General features: G+C 66.6%; 15 protein-coding genes and 2 pseudogenes. 9 read left to right on the forward strand and 8 right to left on the reverse strand.

What is annotated here, in order from left to right; translation table 11 throughout:
• Positions 1–128 (forward strand): transposase (locus ACZ4XD_RS20940; protein ID WP_388154063.1); only part of this gene is annotated, 128 nt, incomplete at its 5' end.
• A 35-nt stretch (positions 129–163) separates the two neighbouring features.
• Here ACZ4XD_RS20940 and ACZ4XD_RS20945 read toward each other — a convergent pair.
• Entirely contained in the window at positions 164–1,318 is a 1,155-nt protein-coding gene (locus ACZ4XD_RS20945; RefSeq protein ID WP_468044120.1) for a serine hydrolase domain-containing protein, read from the reverse strand.
• A gap of 207 nt (positions 1,319–1,525) precedes the next feature.
• Between ACZ4XD_RS20945 and ACZ4XD_RS20950 the strand changes: the two genes are divergently transcribed.
• Complete coding sequence (locus ACZ4XD_RS20950; RefSeq protein ID WP_468044122.1) at positions 1,526–2,497, forward strand: GbsR/MarR family transcriptional regulator; 972 nt, start codon at positions 1,526–1,528, stop codon at positions 2,495–2,497.
• A gap of 75 nt (positions 2,498–2,572) precedes the next feature.
• On the opposite strand, the pseudogene ACZ4XD_RS20955 reads toward ACZ4XD_RS20950, so the two are convergent.
• Positions 2,573–3,280: pseudogene (locus tag ACZ4XD_RS20955) on the reverse strand (IS630 family transposase); the annotation flags it as partial.
• A 17-nt stretch (positions 3,281–3,297) separates the two neighbouring features.
• A pseudogene (locus tag ACZ4XD_RS20960) lies at positions 3,298–3,422 on the reverse strand (IS701 family transposase); the annotation flags it as partial.
• Between ACZ4XD_RS20960 and ACZ4XD_RS20965 the strand changes: the two are divergent.
• Positions 3,402–3,839 (forward strand): transposase, encoded by a 438-nt coding sequence (locus ACZ4XD_RS20965; protein WP_468044304.1) that lies wholly within the window; start codon positions 3,402–3,404, stop codon positions 3,837–3,839. The pseudogene ACZ4XD_RS20960 and the gene ACZ4XD_RS20965 sit on opposite strands and share 21 nt — an antisense overlap.
• A 128-nt stretch (positions 3,840–3,967) precedes the next feature.
• Positions 3,968–5,902 (forward strand): serine/threonine-protein kinase, encoded by a 1,935-nt coding sequence (locus ACZ4XD_RS20970; RefSeq protein ID WP_468044124.1) that lies wholly within the window; start codon positions 3,968–3,970, stop codon positions 5,900–5,902.
• A 755-nt stretch (positions 5,903–6,657) separates the two neighbouring features.
• On the opposite strand, the gene ACZ4XD_RS20975 is transcribed toward ACZ4XD_RS20970, so the two are convergent.
• Entirely contained in the window at positions 6,658–7,311 is a 654-nt protein-coding gene (locus tag ACZ4XD_RS20975) for a hypothetical protein (RefSeq protein ID WP_468044126.1), read from the reverse strand.
• A gap of 13 nt (positions 7,312–7,324) precedes the next feature.
• On the reverse strand, positions 7,325–8,812 hold the full coding sequence (locus ACZ4XD_RS20980) for an alpha/beta hydrolase (protein ID WP_468044128.1): 1,488 nt from the start codon (positions 8,810–8,812) through the stop codon (positions 7,325–7,327).
• A 208-nt stretch (positions 8,813–9,020) separates the two neighbouring features.
• Here ACZ4XD_RS20980 and ACZ4XD_RS20985 point away from each other — a divergent pair, with 208 nt between their 5' ends.
• Positions 9,021–10,223, forward strand: a complete 1,203-nt coding sequence (locus ACZ4XD_RS20985; RefSeq protein WP_468044130.1) for a sensor histidine kinase — start codon at positions 9,021–9,023, stop codon at positions 10,221–10,223.
• Complete coding sequence (locus ACZ4XD_RS20990) at positions 10,224–10,901, forward strand: response regulator transcription factor (protein ID WP_468044132.1); 678 nt, start codon at positions 10,224–10,226, stop codon at positions 10,899–10,901.
• A gap of 1,108 nt (positions 10,902–12,009) precedes the next feature.
• Here ACZ4XD_RS20990 and ACZ4XD_RS20995 read toward each other — a convergent pair.
• A complete protein-coding gene (locus ACZ4XD_RS20995; RefSeq protein ID WP_468044134.1) occupies positions 12,010–12,588 on the reverse strand; it encodes a hypothetical protein in 579 nt (192 codons plus the stop codon).
• Between the two features lie 337 nt (positions 12,589–12,925).
• Here ACZ4XD_RS20995 and ACZ4XD_RS21000 point away from each other — a divergent pair, with 337 nt between their 5' ends.
• From ACZ4XD_RS21000 to ACZ4XD_RS21010, 3 genes are all read left to right on the forward strand, one after another.
• Positions 12,926–13,393 (forward strand): DUF1648 domain-containing protein, encoded by a 468-nt coding sequence (locus ACZ4XD_RS21000; RefSeq protein ID WP_468044136.1) that lies wholly within the window; start codon positions 12,926–12,928, stop codon positions 13,391–13,393.
• Positions 13,394–13,464: 71 nt separating this feature from the next.
• A complete protein-coding gene (locus tag ACZ4XD_RS21005; RefSeq protein ID WP_468044138.1) occupies positions 13,465–13,887 on the forward strand; it encodes a hypothetical protein in 423 nt (140 codons plus the stop codon).
• 1 nt (position 13,888) lies between these two features.
• The gene (locus ACZ4XD_RS21010) at positions 13,889–14,251 is read left to right on the forward strand and encodes a GntR family transcriptional regulator (RefSeq protein ID WP_468044140.1); all 363 of its coding nucleotides are present in this window, start codon (positions 13,889–13,891) and stop codon (positions 14,249–14,251) included.
• Between the two features lie 238 nt (positions 14,252–14,489).
• On the opposite strand, the gene ACZ4XD_RS21015 is transcribed toward ACZ4XD_RS21010, so the two are convergent.
• Together ACZ4XD_RS21015 and ACZ4XD_RS21020 are read right to left on the reverse strand one after the other, a co-directional pair.
• A complete protein-coding gene (locus tag ACZ4XD_RS21015; protein WP_468044142.1) occupies positions 14,490–15,443 on the reverse strand; it encodes a sporulation-delaying protein SdpB family protein in 954 nt (317 codons plus the stop codon).
• Positions 15,440–16,042: an SdpA family antimicrobial peptide system protein gene (locus tag ACZ4XD_RS21020; protein WP_468044144.1), complete on the reverse strand. Its 603-nt coding sequence runs from the start codon at positions 16,040–16,042 to the stop codon at positions 15,440–15,442. The genes ACZ4XD_RS21015 and ACZ4XD_RS21020 overlap by 4 nt, the downstream gene beginning before the upstream one ends.
• Positions 16,043–16,142: the final 100 nt, after the last annotated feature.

Raw genomic sequence — 16,142 nt, forward strand, 5'->3', positions numbered from 1 at the left:
ACCGCAACGTGGTCGAACGCTGCTTCAACCGCTTGAAGCAATGGCGCGGCATCGCCACCCGCTACGACAAGACCGCCGAGTCCTACCAAGCCGCCGTCACCCTCGCATCGCTTCTGATGTGGGCGTGACATTTGAAGACAACTCCTAGGCAGTTTCGTTTGGATCAGTTCGACTCTGAGGATGGTGATCCAAACAAGAGAGCCCGATTGCCTCGTGCGGTGCCCGAGTCGGCTCTGCGGCTGAACTCGGCCTCCAGGAGGTCGGTGAAGATGCCGATGGGGTCCTCCCAACGTCCCGCTGCCCAGTCGGCGTTGACGTTCACTGCGAGCATGTGTGTGCCATCACGTGTGCCGTAGACGTACGACCAGGAGCCGAAGAGTGCGCCGCCCATGCCCCAGACCTCCGTGCCGGAAGGCAGGGTCAGGCGGGAAACGCCGAGACCGTAGGTGGCACCCGGAAGCCAGCTTTCCGTCGGGACCATGGTGAACATCTCGCGCTGTTGTTCCGGCCGGAGGAGGCGCCCTCCGAGCAGTGCTGCGAAGAACCGGTTGAGGTCGGCGACAGTAGAGATCATGCCGCCCGCCGCCCAGTATGGACTCGTCTCCAGTTCTGTGACGTTGTAGACCGTGGCGTCCGGATCGGGGGAGAACAATCTGGTGTAGTGGCTCGAATGAGGCCCGGAGAGCACCGGGTCGGCGCCGAGCGGCAGGGAGGTTCCCGTCAGACCGAGCGGGCGGGCGAGACGGGCAGTGATCTCCTCGGCGAGCATCCGGCCGGTCACCTGCTCAACGATCATCCCGGCGAGAATGTAGTTGGTATTGGAGTACGCCCAGCCCGTCCCCGCCGGGAAGTCGGCCGGATGCGACATGGCGATCTCCACGAGTTCTTCGGGCGTGTAACTTTCCTGCTTGCTCAGTGCCGGCTGGTCGCTGGTGTGGCTGAAGACTCCGCTGGTGTGGTTGAGGAGCCGTCGGACAGTGATCGTGTTGCCGTCGTGCCCGTTTCCGGTGAGCACGCCCGGCAGCCATCGCTCCACCGTGTCCTCCAGGGCCAGTTGGCCCTCGGTCACGAGTTGCAGGATCACTGTGGCGGTGAAGGTCTTGGTGATGCTGCCGATCCGGAACCGGTCCTCGTGCCCGCGCGCCCGAGGTGTCCGTGTGTCGGCGACCCCCGCCGTGCCGAACCAGTGCCCGCCGCCGTCTTGGACCTGAGCAAGAATTCCTGGCACTCCTCCTTCCCGCACCGCTTGGTCGAGCACACGCTGGGCGGCGTCGTGGTTCCTGCGGGTGACGTGCGCTGCGGACGTGGCATCTTCCATGTGAACCCCTTGGTTTCATCTTTTCGCGACACCTGAAAGCTACGGTGCACATGTATCCGCGGAAGCGGTGCAAGCGTTGGAATCTCCGGGAATCGGGGAGTTTCCTGGATCTTGTAGCGTTGCCGGTGACGGCTAACGCAACGCACGGGGGTGTGCGGAGTCGGTCACGTCCGGCCGGCTCGCGGTGCCCACGGTGGGAGGGCGGATATGGGCGGCGGGAGACTCACTGCGGAGGACCGCAGGGACATCGAGGCGGGACTGGCCGAGGACTTGCCGTACGCCGTGATCGCCCGACGACTGGGACGGCCGACTTCGACCGTCAGCAGGGAGGTTGCCCGCAACGGCGGGCCGGGCGGCTACCGCGCGGAACACGCCGACCGGGCCAGCGCCTGGCAGCGACGCAACCGGGCACCTCGGCCCGCGACGCCACCGGCCACCGACGCCGAGGCCACGCACGGGCGGGACCCCGCCGCCGTCCACGCCTACGTGGACAGATTCGCGACGATGATGATCGCGACCGGTCTGCCCCGCACGGCCGCCAGGGTGCTGGCCTGCCTGGTAACTACCCCCTCTGGTACGCGAACTGCTGCGGAACTCGCCCAACGGCTGCGGGTCAGCCCGGCCTCGGTGTCCAAGGCCGTGGGATACCTCGAAGGGCTCGATGTCCTCACACGCACGTACGAGCCCGGCCGACGCCGCGCACACCACGTCATCGATGACGACGTCTGGCTCCGCGCCTGGCTGACCAGTGCCCACCAGAACGCGGTGTGGGCCGAGACCGCCCAGGAGGGTGCCAACCTGTTCGGGCCCAGCACCCCCGCAGGCGCACGGCTCCAGGCCATGCACACATTCTTCGTCGGAGTCCACCGGGACATGACCGGCCCGTCGACCACCGTGCCCCCCGAGGACGCGATTACCGTAATCGCCGCCCTCCTCCACGCGGCCCGGCCCCTCACCACCAGCGAACTCGCCGCCGCCCTCGGCTGGCCAAAGGCGCGCGCCGCCGCTGCTGTGCAAGTCGCCGAGCACCAGGCGGAAGTCTGCGGACCACTGGCACTTCAGCGCACCTCCTCCGGCGCCCACCTGGTCACAGCCCAGCACGGCAGGCTCACTCCGGCCCAGCGCACGGCTCTCGCCCAGCGCCCAGGACACAGCGGGAGCCCGAACGACAGGCCTTAGATCATCAAGCAGACCAGAGGAAGACGCCTGCAACATGGAGTCCGCCGCCCTGCGGTTCGGGGCTTTCTTGATCCAGTCCTCAAGTGTGGCTGTCAGCTCGTCCAGTGAGCAGAACACGCCGCGTTCGAGGCAGCGCCGTTGCAGTTCGGCGAACCACCGCTCGACCTGGTGGATCCAGGATGAGTACGTGGGTGTGAAGTGCAGCTCGAAGCGGGGATGTCTCAACAGCCACTTGTGCACTACGGGCGCTTTGTGGGTGCGGAGGTTGTCGCAGATGACATGGACCGCCAGACCGGGCTCGGTCTGGCGGTCGATCTCGTCGAGGAAGTCGCGGAAGTCCACGGCCCGGTGCTGGGCCGAGAGCTTTCCGATCACTTTCCCTGTCGCGGTGTTCAGCGCCGCGAACAAGTCGATGGTGCCGTGCCGGACGTAGTCGAAGCTGCGCCGTTCGGGCACTCCAGGCAACATCGGCAGCACCGGAGCGGTCCGCTCAAGTGCCTGGATCTGCGGTTTCTCGTCCACCGCGAACACTGCCGCGTTCGTCGGCGGAGCCAGGTAGAGACCGACCACGTCCCGGATCTTGTCGATCAGCAGCGGGTCCGGGGAGATCTTGAAAACCTCCGTCCGCCACGGCTGGAGGCCGAACGCCCGCCAGATCCGCAGCACGCTCGTGGGCGAGATCCCCACCTGCCGAGCCAGTTCCCGCTTCGACCAGTGCGTCGCCCCTTGCGGGGTCTCTTCCAGGGTGCGCACCACCACGTCCTCCACCTGGGCATCCGTGATGGTGCGCGGGACACGGTCTCATCCGGGCTCTTGAGGCTGCGGCGGGCCAGCACCCACTGCTCGTGTGCGGGCGGATCGGGGTCGAAGACGATATTGACCGGGAGTCTGACCGCACCCAGTCATAGACGGGCGGGCCCCGGGACGTAGCGAGAACTCCCAGGTCGGTGTTTTCCTCGCCTACGCCACCAGCTGGGGACCGGCCCTGATCGACCGGCGGCTCCGTCTCCCCGAACACTCCTGGTGCACCGATGCCGAGCGCCGCGTGGCCGCGGGGATACCCGGGCGGTGCAATGTGCGACTCAACCCCGTCTGGCCTGGCAGATGTCGCCACCGCGCTGGACTCCGGGGTGGAGGCACCGTGGGTGACCGGCGAAGAAGCCTACGGACAGGACCCGCAGCCTCGCGCCGCACTGGAGGCGCGCGGGGCCGGCTACGTGAGGGCCGTCGGACGCGGGCGCGGATCAACCACGGCCGTACTTCCCTGCGGACAGATACCGTAGTCGGCCGCTTGCCGGTCACCGCCTTGCCTCCACCGCTTCGAAGGTGTACCCGCGGATGAGCTGGCTCGGGGGCGTCCGCCACGACTCGTCCAACAGGGCGGGTTTCGAGTCAGGAACCAGCCCAATACCAAGCACAGCAAGTGAATCGCGTTCACCCTGCCCATCTTCCCCTGGGTATCGTCGTTGCATGAAGCTTCTGAGCCCGGATGATCCGCGTGAGATAGGGCCCTATCGACTTCTCGGGGTGCTCGGAGAAGGGGGTATGGGCCGGGTGTACCTCGCGCGGTCCGAAGGGGGTCGGACCGTCGCCGTGAAGGTTGTGCGTGCCGAGTTCGCCAGGCAGGAGGACTTCCAGCAGCGGTTCGCGCGGGAGGTCGACGCAGCGCGGCGGGTGGGCGGTGACTGGACCGCGCCGGTCCTGGACTTCGACACGAGTGCCGCGACACCCTGGGTCGCCACCGGCTACGTACCGGGTCCCGACCTCCAGACCGTTGTCGCCGACGACTACGGCCCGCTGCCCGAGCGCTCGCTGCGCACCCTCGCGAACCGGCTCGCGCTCGCCCTGGGGGCCATCCACGACGCAGGTCTCGTGCACCGGGACCTGAAGCCGTCCAATATCCTGGTCACCGTCGACGGCCCCCGCGTCATCGACTTCGGCATCGCCCGCGCCCTGCACGTTGTTTCCGGCAACGACTTACGTACCCGCACCGGCGTTGTCATCGGCTCGCCCGGCTTCATGTCGCCCGAGCAGGCGCGGGGGCTCGAAGTCGGCCCGCAGAGCGACGTGTTCAGCCTCGGTTCCGTCCTCGCGTACGCGGCGACCGGGCGGCTTCCGTTCGCCGGCCACTCCGGCGGGCTGCACGCGCAGTTGTTCGCGGTGGCCGAGGAGGAGCCGGACCTGGAGGGCGTGCCGGAGGATGTGCTCGGGCTCGTACGCCAGTGCCTGGAGAAAGCGCCCGACGAACGGCCCACGCCTAGGGAGCTTGTGACCCGCACCGCAGCCGGGCAGGTGCGGCCGTGGCTGCCGGGAGAGGTGCTTGAGCAACTGGGAAGGCATGCGGCGTGGTTGCTGGATCTGGATCCGCAGGGACGTACGTCGGGTGTGCCTGTGGTTACGCAGCCGGACGTGCCGGTGAAGGCTCCACTGGATGCGGGGGCGGACATGCAGCCGGACATTCCGGTGGATGCGCATAAGAAGGTACAGCCCGACGTACCGGTGGTTGTTTCGGAAAGCACCCCAACGCCCGGCGGCCGCCCGACACCGCCGAGTGCCCCGCCCACGCAGTCACAGTTCAAATGGGCCCGATTCCTTGGCACTGTCGTCGGAGTACTGGTTCTCTCCATCGGCGTGCCGATCGCGGTGAACTCCTGGGACGGCAACGGCGCGGACCCCGGTGGGAGCGGCGGCACGAACGGTGGTGCGAACGGCAGCGCGGAGGCCACCCCGGCGGCGGTGGCCGTGCCGAAGGATTTCCTCGGGGGGTGGGAGGGCGTGCCGTTGAGCGACACCCGCGTACGTGTCGAGTTCAAGAAGGACGAGCAGCACCGCACGGTCGCCAGGTCCTTCTTCCTGACCGGCACCTCGCTCTGCGTGGTGAACAAGGAACCGAAGAAGGCGTCCAGGGGCTCGGTTTCCCTGGGGGACGCCCGTAGCGAGAACGCCTTCGGTGGCGGCACGTGCAAGTTCCTTCCGTCGTACACACTGAAGACCCGTAAGGACGGCAACCTCGACTTTGCCACCGACAACGGCCAGTACAAGGCCGTCCTTTTCAAGGCCAGGGCCGGCAAGGCGCCCGTGCCCAAGAAGTACCTGGGGCAGTGGGTGCCCAAGGGCGAGGAGGACCACCCGACGGCCCAGGTCACCATCAAGCAGGCGAAGACCGGCGATACCTTCGTCGAGGGCTGGGACAACTCCCATCGGAAACGCTGCGCTTGGAAAGAGGTCCTGGTGTTCGTGAACGACACCGGTCTCATCTCCAGGCCGTTCTACCGGCGCGGGTCGGCGCACCCCTGCGGCCTGGCTCCCACCGGCGCACGTGGGTACGCCCTCGCCGACTCCGGCATCCTGTCCATGGGCCATGCGGCGCAGAAGTTGGAGTTCGTCCGCAAGCCCGGCGCGTAACGCATACGTACGGGGACACCGCAGGGGCACGACGGTTTCGCACGTCAGATCCGCCAACGGCGCGCAAAGTCACTGGCATTGGGCCTAGCGATCCAGTGTGGCCGTCGTCGGCGGGACGGTAACTCACCGGGATCTTCGGTCCGGAGCGGACCGGCTTCAACCCGATGTGGGGGCAGCGCAACCGCATGGTGGCCGAGTGGAACTACAGGGCGGCCGAGGCGCCGACCGTCCGAGACGAACTCGAACGGGTCGGCACCACGGTCCGCCAGGGAGAGGAGACCGTGCTGCGAACGGGGTGCCTGGTCGGGTGATCTTCAGGGGTCCTGCATGAAGGTTCCGCACCCGGCAGGCGCCGGCTGGGGAGGTGTTCCGTCTCCGATGCCAGGCGGTTCTCAGCAGAGTGGCCAGTTGCCTAGCGCGGCGTCAGCCATCGCCTGGAGTTCTGCACGGCTGATACCGCTCGCGGCTTGCACGGCGATGCCGAAGGCCAGGGTGGTGACCTAGCGGGCCAGGAGCGCTGGATCTGCCTGCGGAGGCAGGTCGCCGTCATCGATGGCTTTCTGGAACCGCTGGGCTAGGCAGGAGCAGCCGTTGTTTCGCCAGGCAGCGAGGAGGTCACGGACTGTCCGTCCAGAGTCGCCAGCGGGGGTGGTGTCCGGGGCTGTTGGGGCGTTGCGGTGTGGGGGTGGATGTCGCTCGCCTGCGGCGGGGGGGTGTCGCCGGCGCGGCTGCGATGCCTCGGGTGGTTGGGCGGATCAGCCTGCTGCGCTGTCCAACAGGTGGCTGTGGCGCAGTCGCAGTGCCCGTTCTGTGCTGGCCGCCAAGGTGGCGAAGCCGATCGCGATGTTGACCCACTTCGGCACGTCGACGGGCGAGGTGAAGGTCCCGGTGTGCTGGGCGATGACCTCGAACTTGGTGAGCTGTTCGGCAAGTTGTGGGACGAGGACGGCCAGGGCGGCGACGAGCACGCACAGCGAGAGGAGACCGATGGTGCGGCTCAGCGCGGGGCGCGCGCGGTCGAGGCGCGCCCGGCGTCCCTCGGCGGAGTCGGGGTCCGGGACCAGCTGGAGCTCGCGGCCTTCGTCGGTGACGTAGTGGCAGCGCTTGAGGCCGAATCCGCTCATCTTCACCTCGACGGTGCCGCCCGGGACGGGGAAGACGGCAGGGAGCTTGGACACGGCATGCAGCCTGCCGTCGAGATACAGGTGGGCCTTGACGTTGCCGGACGACTGGTTCTGCCAGTGCCTGACGTCGACGGCGTAGACCCTCTTGTGGCCGTCGTCGTCCGTCAGCCGCAGATGGAACAGCGCACGGAAGGGCAACTGCCACCAGCGGAAACGCTTCAGCTCTCGCCCGTCCCCGGGCATGACTCGCTGTACGGCACGACGGTGCCGCCACTCCTTGATCATGTGTCCGCTCCCGTTACTTGTTCGGCTTCGCCGCGCAGGCGAGGTCCTTGGCCGGGCGCTGTCCGTTGGTCAGGAACGCTGTGACCGTGTTGTTCGCGCAGGTGTTGCGGCCGAACGGGTAGACGCCGTGCCCGCCCTGGTCGGCGGTCACCATCGTGGCCCGGTCGCCGAATGACTGCCGTAGCTTCATGGCGCCGGCCAGGGGTGTCCCCGGGTCGCGTTCGTTCTGCACCATCAGTACGTTCGACGGGCCGCGGTCACCGATCTGCACCGGCGGCTCGACCCGGTTGTCCGGCCAGTACGCGCAGGGCTTGATGTTTCCGGTGGTCCCGCCCAGCATCGGGTACTTCAGCCGGTCGATCGCGGCATTGCGTTGGTAGTCCCGGACCTTGCCGGGCCAACGCGAGTCACCGCAGGTCACGTAGAAATGGCTGGCCAAGAAGTTCTCCGAGATCGGCGGCGGAGGCGGCACCGGCTCGCCCTTGTCCAACGCCTGCCATTCCTTGGCCAGTTGGGGCAGGAGGCCCTCGACGTAGAGGCGCTCGAACGTCATCCCGCGGAAGAGCGTCCCGTCGGTGCCGCCGACCGGTTTGGCGTCCAGCCGCTTCGCGAGCTCGTAGAACTTGGCGGTCACCTGCTTCGGTGTGGTGCCCAGACCGTACTCGGGGTGCGCGGCCGCGTACGCCGCGAAGTCCGGGAACCGGTCCTCCATTCCGCGCCCGAGCAAGCGGAAGTTGTCCAGGTCGTAGCCGCCGGGGCCCATGTTGCTGTCGAGCACGATCCGGTCGCTGCGCTCGGGGAACAGCGTCGTGTACACCGCGCCGAGGTAGCTGCCGTAGGAGGCACCGAGGAAGGACGCCTTCGGCTCGCCCAGCGCCGCCCGGATCCGGTCCATGTCGCGTGCGGTGTTCGCGGTGGTGGTGTACGGCAGCATCCACGCCGTCCGCGACGTGGCGCACTGTTCGGCGATGGTCCGCGCGTACGGCGCCTCCTTGGCGACGTCGGCCGCGGTGTGCGCGTACGGCGGGAAGTTGCCGCGTGCCTGCTGCTGCGGTGTCAGATCGCAGGTGACCGGCGTGCTGCGGCCGACGCCACGCGGGTCGAAGCCGATCACGTCGTAGGAGTCGAGGACGTCCTTCGGCAGCCGGGCGCCGGCGAGGAGGGCCGGGTAGTCGAGCCCGGAGCCACCGGGGCCGCCCGGGTTGGTCAGCAGCACACCGCGGCGCTTCGAAGGGTCCTTGCTCGCCAGACGGGAGACGGCGATCTCGATCTGCCGGCCGTCGGGATCGCGGTAGTCCAGCGGGACGTCGAGCGTCGCGCACTCAGGAGGGGGCGCGTCGGCGTTCTGCGATGCGGCCTTCTGCGGACACGGGCCCCACCGCAGGGAGTCCGGCGTGGCCGCCACCGTGTCCGAAGTCGTCGCCATCGCCGACGCTCCCGAAATCGCGGCCGCCGCGACTGCGGTGGCCGCGAGGGCGAGGGACAGGTTTTTTTTACGCATCAGGTGTCCTCCTGAGGGGGCGCACGAGGTCGCGCGCCGAAGCGGTCGGGTGACGGATACGAGTCTGTTCACCCGGCGTGACCGGCACATCGGCCCGGCGGCTCGACTCACCTTCGACCAAAGTCGAAGTGGTGATCCGACTCTGGGAGAGGGTGGGAGTGTCCCTGGGGCTGGTGCAGCGGTCGCACGGTTTCGCGACAATGACCGGATGAACACGGACGTCACGCCACGGCTCGGGGGGTGGCAGCAGACATGGCGGCTGCTGGCCGTCGCGGCAGTGGGCCTTCCCTTCTGGTTCTCCACCAGTGCGGCGCTGCCACGGGGGTGCGCGACCGACACATGTTCCTGGTTCGCCACCGGTGATCCGCTGGTGGCTCTCGGCTGCCTGACGGCGCTCCTGTGGCGGCGACGGTTCCCGCTCGCCGTCGCCATGGCCGTCGCCCTCGCCACGAGCGCGTCGACCCTCGCCATCGGTGCCGCGCTGCTGGCCCTGTGCTCGATCTCCACTCGTCGCCGTCCGGTGGAGATCGGAGTTGTCGCGCTCGGCTATGTGGCCGCTGCGCAATTCACCCTCGTGCTCTATCCGGTCAAGATCCCGCCTGGCTCGACGTGGCTCCAACTCGCACTCACGATACTCAGCGCGGGCATCGCGGTGGCCATAGGCGTGGCCATCGGCGCCCGCCGCGTCGAGGTGCGGTCCTTGCGAGAGCGGGCAGCGAGCGCGGAACGGGAACAGACCGCGCGTGCAGCCCAGGCGCGGGCCCAGGAACGGAACCGGATCGCCCGGGAGATGCACGACGTGCTCGCGCACCGGATCTCCCTGGTCGCCATGCAGGCCGGAGTGCTGGACCACCGAGGCAACCTCTCCACCGAGGAGAACCGCACGCTGATCCGTGGAATCGCAGACGGCTCCCACCAAGCGCTGGAAGAACTGCGAGACGTCCTCGGTGTGCTCCGCGCCGACCCGGGCAGCCCGGAACCGCCACAGCCCTCCCTCGACCGGATCCCGGAGCTGGTGGCCGACGCCCGCACTTCCGGACTGGACGTCGCGCTCACCACCACGGTGACGGGAAAACCGTCCGACATCGTGGGACGAACCTGCTACCGGGTCATCCAGGAAGGACTGACCAACGCCGCAAAACACGCCCCGGGCGCCCCCGTACACATCACCGTCGAAGGAACAGCCGGCGACGAACTACACGTAGGCGTCCACAACCACGTAAGCGTCCGCAACTCCCCGGCCACCACGACGAGCACTCAACCGCCGGCATCAGGGTTCGGCCTGCTCGGCCTCGCCGAACGCATCAGCCTCGCCGGCGGAGAACTCAGCCACCACCCGACACCCGACGGCGGGTACGTCCTCACCGCGCAACTACCCTGGCCGAACCATGACCACGAAAAGAGAAGTTGAGTGGACAGCGAGCGGGAGCCGGTGCGTGTCGTCATCGTCGACGACGAACAACTGGTACGGCTGGCGCTACGACTCGTCGTCGACGGCGAACCGGACCTGACCGTCGTCGCGGAGGCGGCCGACGGGGACGCTGCGATCACCGTGGTGGACGAGCAGCGGCCGGACGTCGTGCTGATGGACATCCGGATGCCCGGCCGTGACGGTCTCAGCACGACCCGGGAGCTCCTCACCCGGCCGGCGCCGCCCCGGGTGCTCATGCTGACCACGTTCGACTCCGACGATCTGGTGCTCGGCGCGCTGCGCGCCGGTGCCCTCGGGTTCGTCCTGAAGGACACCCCGCCGGCGCGGATTCTCGACGCGGTGCGGACAGTCGCGGACGGAAACCCCGTGCTGTCCCCGGCGGCCACGGCACGAGTGATCGCCGCAGCCACCGGGCCGCAGTCCTCCGAGGCTAGCCGCTCGTCCCGCGAAGGCGCGCGGACACAGCTGTCCGCGCTGACCGAACGAGAACTCGACACCGCCCGGGCCATCGCGGACGGGTTGGGCAACCCGGAGATCGCCGAGCGGCTGCACATCAGCATCGCGACCGTCAAGGCGCACACAGGCAACCTGTTCGCCAAGCTGGCGGTCGAAAACCGGGTGCAGATCGCACTCCTGGTCCGCGACGCAGAGCAATGACCGGCAACGGTACGCCGCCCGCGAGGTGTTTCACCTGGTCGGGCGCACACAGCCACGCCCCCCGTCATAGGGGCTGTTGTGATACCGCGTGAGACGAGAGGAACCCCGCCGGACTGCTCCGGCGGGTCCTGCACGTGAGGGCCTACGTCACGGAGCCGATGTGCTCGATAAGCCCGGCTCGGATCCTGGCGAGCGCACCTGCACGTCTTGCCCGGAGTCGGGTCGCCCTCGATCGCCTGCTCGACCCTCTCCTGGCGAGGCCGTCTCTGCGGAAGAGGGCGCGTCTCACGAAGTGGTGTAATCGTGAGCCCCGCACCGAGCCCCGGGTGAAGGTGAGGTGTGCGCCCAGGATTTGGCCCTGGCCCACCGCGATGGTCCACCCCAGTCCGAGTCCCTCGCCCTGCGCGCCGGTACGGAACCGCTGAGGGCCGTGGAGACCAGGTCGTCGGAAAAGCCGGGATGCCGCGATTCGTGCCCCGTCCACCACGACTTGGTCCTTGTCCGTGGCGTAGGGAGTTGGCGACCAGGTTGGTCAGGACGCGTTCTAGTCGCCGGGGGTCGGCTTCCACCCACGCGTCCGCGATAGTCCGTACCAACGTGTCCACAGTGCGGTCGGCGGTCGCGGCAGGTACTGCTCGCTGGGCTAGCGTCCATAGCCACCCGCCTGAGGCACTCGGCCATCAGCGTCCCTCCGGATCGCCGCCGGTGACCCAGACCTTCTCCCTGCCCCCGCCAAAGACGAGGACGATGCCCTCTGCGAGCGCCTGGCCCGCGGCGAGGGTATCTGCGCCATCCCTGACAGTCTCGCCGCTGCCGCACGGCAGCTCCGCCCCTTGAGTCGCAGCCGTCGGTGGACCTGATGGCCGCGCTGGAGAATCCGTGCGCGACGCCCGGCGCGCCCGCAACGGGGGCCGTACCTAGCAGAATTTCCCGCGGGGCGCCGCGGTAAGCGCCGGGCTGCGCTGCCCGGTCTCCGTGCGGCTGGACAGCGCGCCGCGGACGGTTGCGCTATGGCGGAACAAGCTGGTCCTCAGGGCCAGCTGCCACTAAGTCGGAATGCTTCCTGTACTCGGACAAAATTCCTAGAGATAGGAAGCGGAATTGGGCGTCAGGAAGCGGCGAGACGTTGCGTCAGTTCCGCTACGGCTTGGTCATTTTCCAGTGGGTCGACAACACCGGACTGGGGAGCCCAGATCATGACCTTCCACTTCACCACTGCAGCATAGACTGCGAGTGCAAGGCAGGATCCGGTGCCCTTCCCAGTGTCATCCACTGACTGCTTGCGAACGGTGCTCAGTTGGTCGTGTGCACTCTCGATCGCTTGCCTCACCAGGCGCGGATTCCCGGAATGAGCCTTTCGGGAGAATTCGGTGAAGAAGTTTGGGTCATTTTTTGCGATGTTGTTGAGCAGTTTGTCGACATGCTTCGCGTTAAACTCTTGGCCCTTGCCTGCGTCGGTCCCGGTCGTCGCAGCCGCGCTCGTAGCGAGCTGCTCCGAGTACCTCCCCTGGTTGAGGAAAAGGCCCTTGAAAATGGCGCGGCCGTCTTCAGGATGATCAACTAACGTGTTGCTCTGGCTGCTTAACGAAGGGGGCGCTGTTACGGCAATGGCGCTTGCAGTCGACGTTCCGGCTATGCCGAGAACAGTGCAGGTTGCGATGGCGATTGCGACACGCTTGATTCTCATTTGACCTTCCAGTGGTCTGGCTCGTATTGCGTTGACGAGTAGGGCATGGCTGGCTCATCAGTGCCGAAAGAGCGCTGTCGAGGTGCGATGTAGGCATCATTCCGTTGGGTGCATATTCCTCCGCGTTGGCTGACCAACGGCAGTCCTGGGAGGGCGGATTGACGCTACAACTCCCTACGCGGGCAATCGAGCAGTGGGGAAGGGATGGCTTGATCAGCCGCGGGAGTGACCGGTTCCGCAGGGGGTGACGAGGGAACTTCTCCGGTGAAAAGCATTGAAGGGAGTGACGCATTGTTCTAGACTGATGCGAACAACACGACGAACGGAGACGTACGCCATGCCCGTACAGCGCGAAACCGAGGTGGGAGCCGTTAGGCGAACCCTCTTAGTGGCTGCCCCCTTCGTGGCGGGGGCAGCCGCAGTCGCCTTAGCGTTCGCAGCGCTTCATGACGCGCTGCCCAGCAAGATAGCCACCCACTTCACCGCCGACGGCACCGCGAACGGCTTCAGCTCACCTGGCTCAGCGCTCGCAAAGTACTGCCTGATCTTCGTAGTCGAGCTCGTCGGTCTGCTCGTAGCTGCCTTCTCCATCAAGAACAGGACAGGCGGGCAACGGTCCCTCATTGTCCTCTGCTGGGCTCTGGCCGCTGCCACCGCGTACGGGTTCATCGCAGACATGCAGGCGAGCACGCGGTCTTCCGGAAGTCAGGCAACGTCGCTCCCCCCGTACCAGTTCGTCATCGCGGTCGGAGTCGGTGGGGCTGCCGCCGCCATAGGCTGGGTGCTCAGCCGGAGGCGTTCGTGAAGGACCAACGGGTAGACCGGAGCGATACCGGGCGAGTAGTCGTCTGGTGCCGGTCCCTCTTCTGTGGATGGATGCTGGCCACCGGCACCGTGCTGGCTATCGGCCTCCTGACCATCGCCCTCATCAATCCGGAATACCGCGCCCTCTGCCTCTGGCTGCTGACCGTAGCCGCTGCCTTCCTGGTGACGGGAGCGATCAGGGTCACCGTCGACAAGCGAGGCGTCATGGTGGCGTCGGCACTACTGCCTGTCCTGCGGCGCCGGTTCCCGCTGCACCGGATCAAGCAAGCGACAGCACGGTGGACGCGCGCCACTGAAGTGGGCGGCTGGGGCTATCGGTGGAACCCAGGCCTAAGCGCAATCTCCCTTCGTGGCGGGGATGCCTTGTGGCTCTCACTCGCCAACGGCACGCAGTTCGTCATCACCATCGACGACGCCGAATCGGCCGCTGCGCTGCTCAACTCTTACCTGCCGCAGAAATCAGGAAGCCAATGACATGCTGGTGACCATCGATCACGGCTCGTCAGTTCCTCTGGCAGAGCAGATCGCCGCCTCGGTACGCCGGGCGCTGGCTGAAAGAAAGCTCCACAAAGGAGAACGGCTGCCGGCCGCCCGAGCGCTGGCAGGCACCCTGAATGTCAACATGCACACCGTTCTGCGCGGCTACCAGCTGCTCCAGCAGGAGAACCTCATCGAACTGCGCCGCGGTCGGGGCGCAGTCGTCAGCGGTCGATCGCCTGGTGATCGTGCCCTTGTGGTGGAGACATGCCGTCAGCTCGTCGGGCTTGCGCAAGGCATTGGGCTGGAGGAGCACGACCTGCTGGCCCTGGTCTCGGATAGCTACCAATCTCGTGCATGAAGGATCATGAGCCCCATTGAACGGGGCGTGAGCATGGCCCGGTCCGCTTCTGCGGCCGGGCCATGCTGATCCCTAGCGACTGGTCTCATGCCCGACTGAGGCAAGGCCGAGGCTCTCGGACTTCTTGACGTCTCGAAGATTGCTCACAGACCATGTGTCTCCGGGCCTCCCCAGTCAGCTGACGGGGGAACAGGCCTGAGCTGGTACCGCCGCGGGGTTTCGCTTGTGGCAATTCGCGTCAGTGGTGCTGCAGCGGCGGCACGGGTTCCTTAGCAACTGCCGGGAGTTGGGGTTCTTCGCTCTCCGGGCGAGTGTGGGTACGGACTCGCATTGTTGCCCCCAGAGGGAGGCAGAGAACGAGGACGCCGCCTGTCATTGCCAGGGCGAAGCTCCACAGTCCCATCATGAGAGCGATTGACAGGTGAAATGCTAGTCCTGCGCCCATCGCCCACCACCGGAGCCGCTGCGGCAGCAGAAGTGAGACTGCCAGGAATCCCTCGATGCACAAGGGAACCCAGGTCATCAGTGCCACGCCGATGGGGGTGGCAATGATGGGGGCGACCAGCCAATCGAGCCATGGGGCCGGCCCGAAGTCCAGATTGCTTCCCCAGTACCACATGGCAGTTCCGTCCTGCCATTCCGTGTGGGGAAGCTTGGCAATGGCGGCCTGCAGGTAGACGACGACCATCTGTAGCCGCAGCATTATCAGGCCGCTGATGCCAACAAGCGCAAATACTCTCGCGGTGCGCGTGATGGGAGGTTTCCCGGGTGGCGGCTGCCAGTGCCACCGCCGAGTGTCCCCCAAAGCCGGGAGTAAGAACAGTATGGAAAGGATCAAGGCGATTTGGTCGCCGCCGTCGGAGATGGCTATACCGGAGAACACGCTGTAGTTGATGTAGGCGTGCGGCAGGGCGGTGTATCGGGGGAGGAATCCGGAAGCAATGATGAGAAGGATAATGACGCATGCCCACTTGATCCAGGACAGGTGGGTGGCGTTGTGCGGCGAGAGGCAGAAGACGCTCGCAGCCATTGTGGAGCTACAGAGTGGGTATTCACCGACTGTGGCCACGGGGCGGAACAGCGTTTCGGAGCTTGAGGCTGCCAGAGTTCCTGCTGTTCCCAGCGCGACGAGAGTTCGAGCAAGCCCATAGCCGTTGGTCCACGGCAGCGCGACTCGGTACTCCTTGCTCATGGGCACTTCACACTCCAGACAGCAACTCGTTCGGGCGTGTGGCGCTCAGGGGACAGGTCACGCCAGGCCCAAGGGACCGGGCGTTCCTCCACCACAGCGGCGTGGCCGCACAGGGTGGGCGAAGGTGAAGGGTTGGTGGCCTTCGTTGCCTTCTTTGCTCCGAGTTCAAGACAGTCGTGAATGGTGCTTGAAGTCTCGCAAGAGGTCCATTTGACGTTTTTCTGGTGAAGCATCAGAGCGACTTCAATGCCCTGGGAGCGCGAGGCGCGATCAAAGCCAAAAGCATTCGACGCCCTGGAATGCGGAGTCAGAGAGATCGACTTCCAGGAATCCCCGAATGAGCGATAGGGCTCATACACGGGGTCCTTGGCGGACTTGGTGAAGAAAGCCCACCCTTGAGGGACTGCCACTGTCGCCACGGTGCGGGCAGTGTCCTGCGCGGGCAGGGAAAGTACATTGTGGGGAACGAAGCTCTGAGCCACGTACAAGGACACGACTACCCATAGGGCGGCAATAGTCGATACCCATGACCGTGGCACTGCGGCCGAATGAGACGCTTCACTGGCCGTTGTGATGTGAATTCTCTTTTTGATGCGCATGGGAGTCTCGGGGTCCCATCCTCAGGGCGTTGTGACGCGAAGAACGGTCGCAGGGTGAAATCCGGAGCGAGCCGGGGTCCTCCCTGACGAGCAGGGAGGA

It is taken from the genome of Streptomyces sp. NPDC029466, assembly GCF_055574515.1.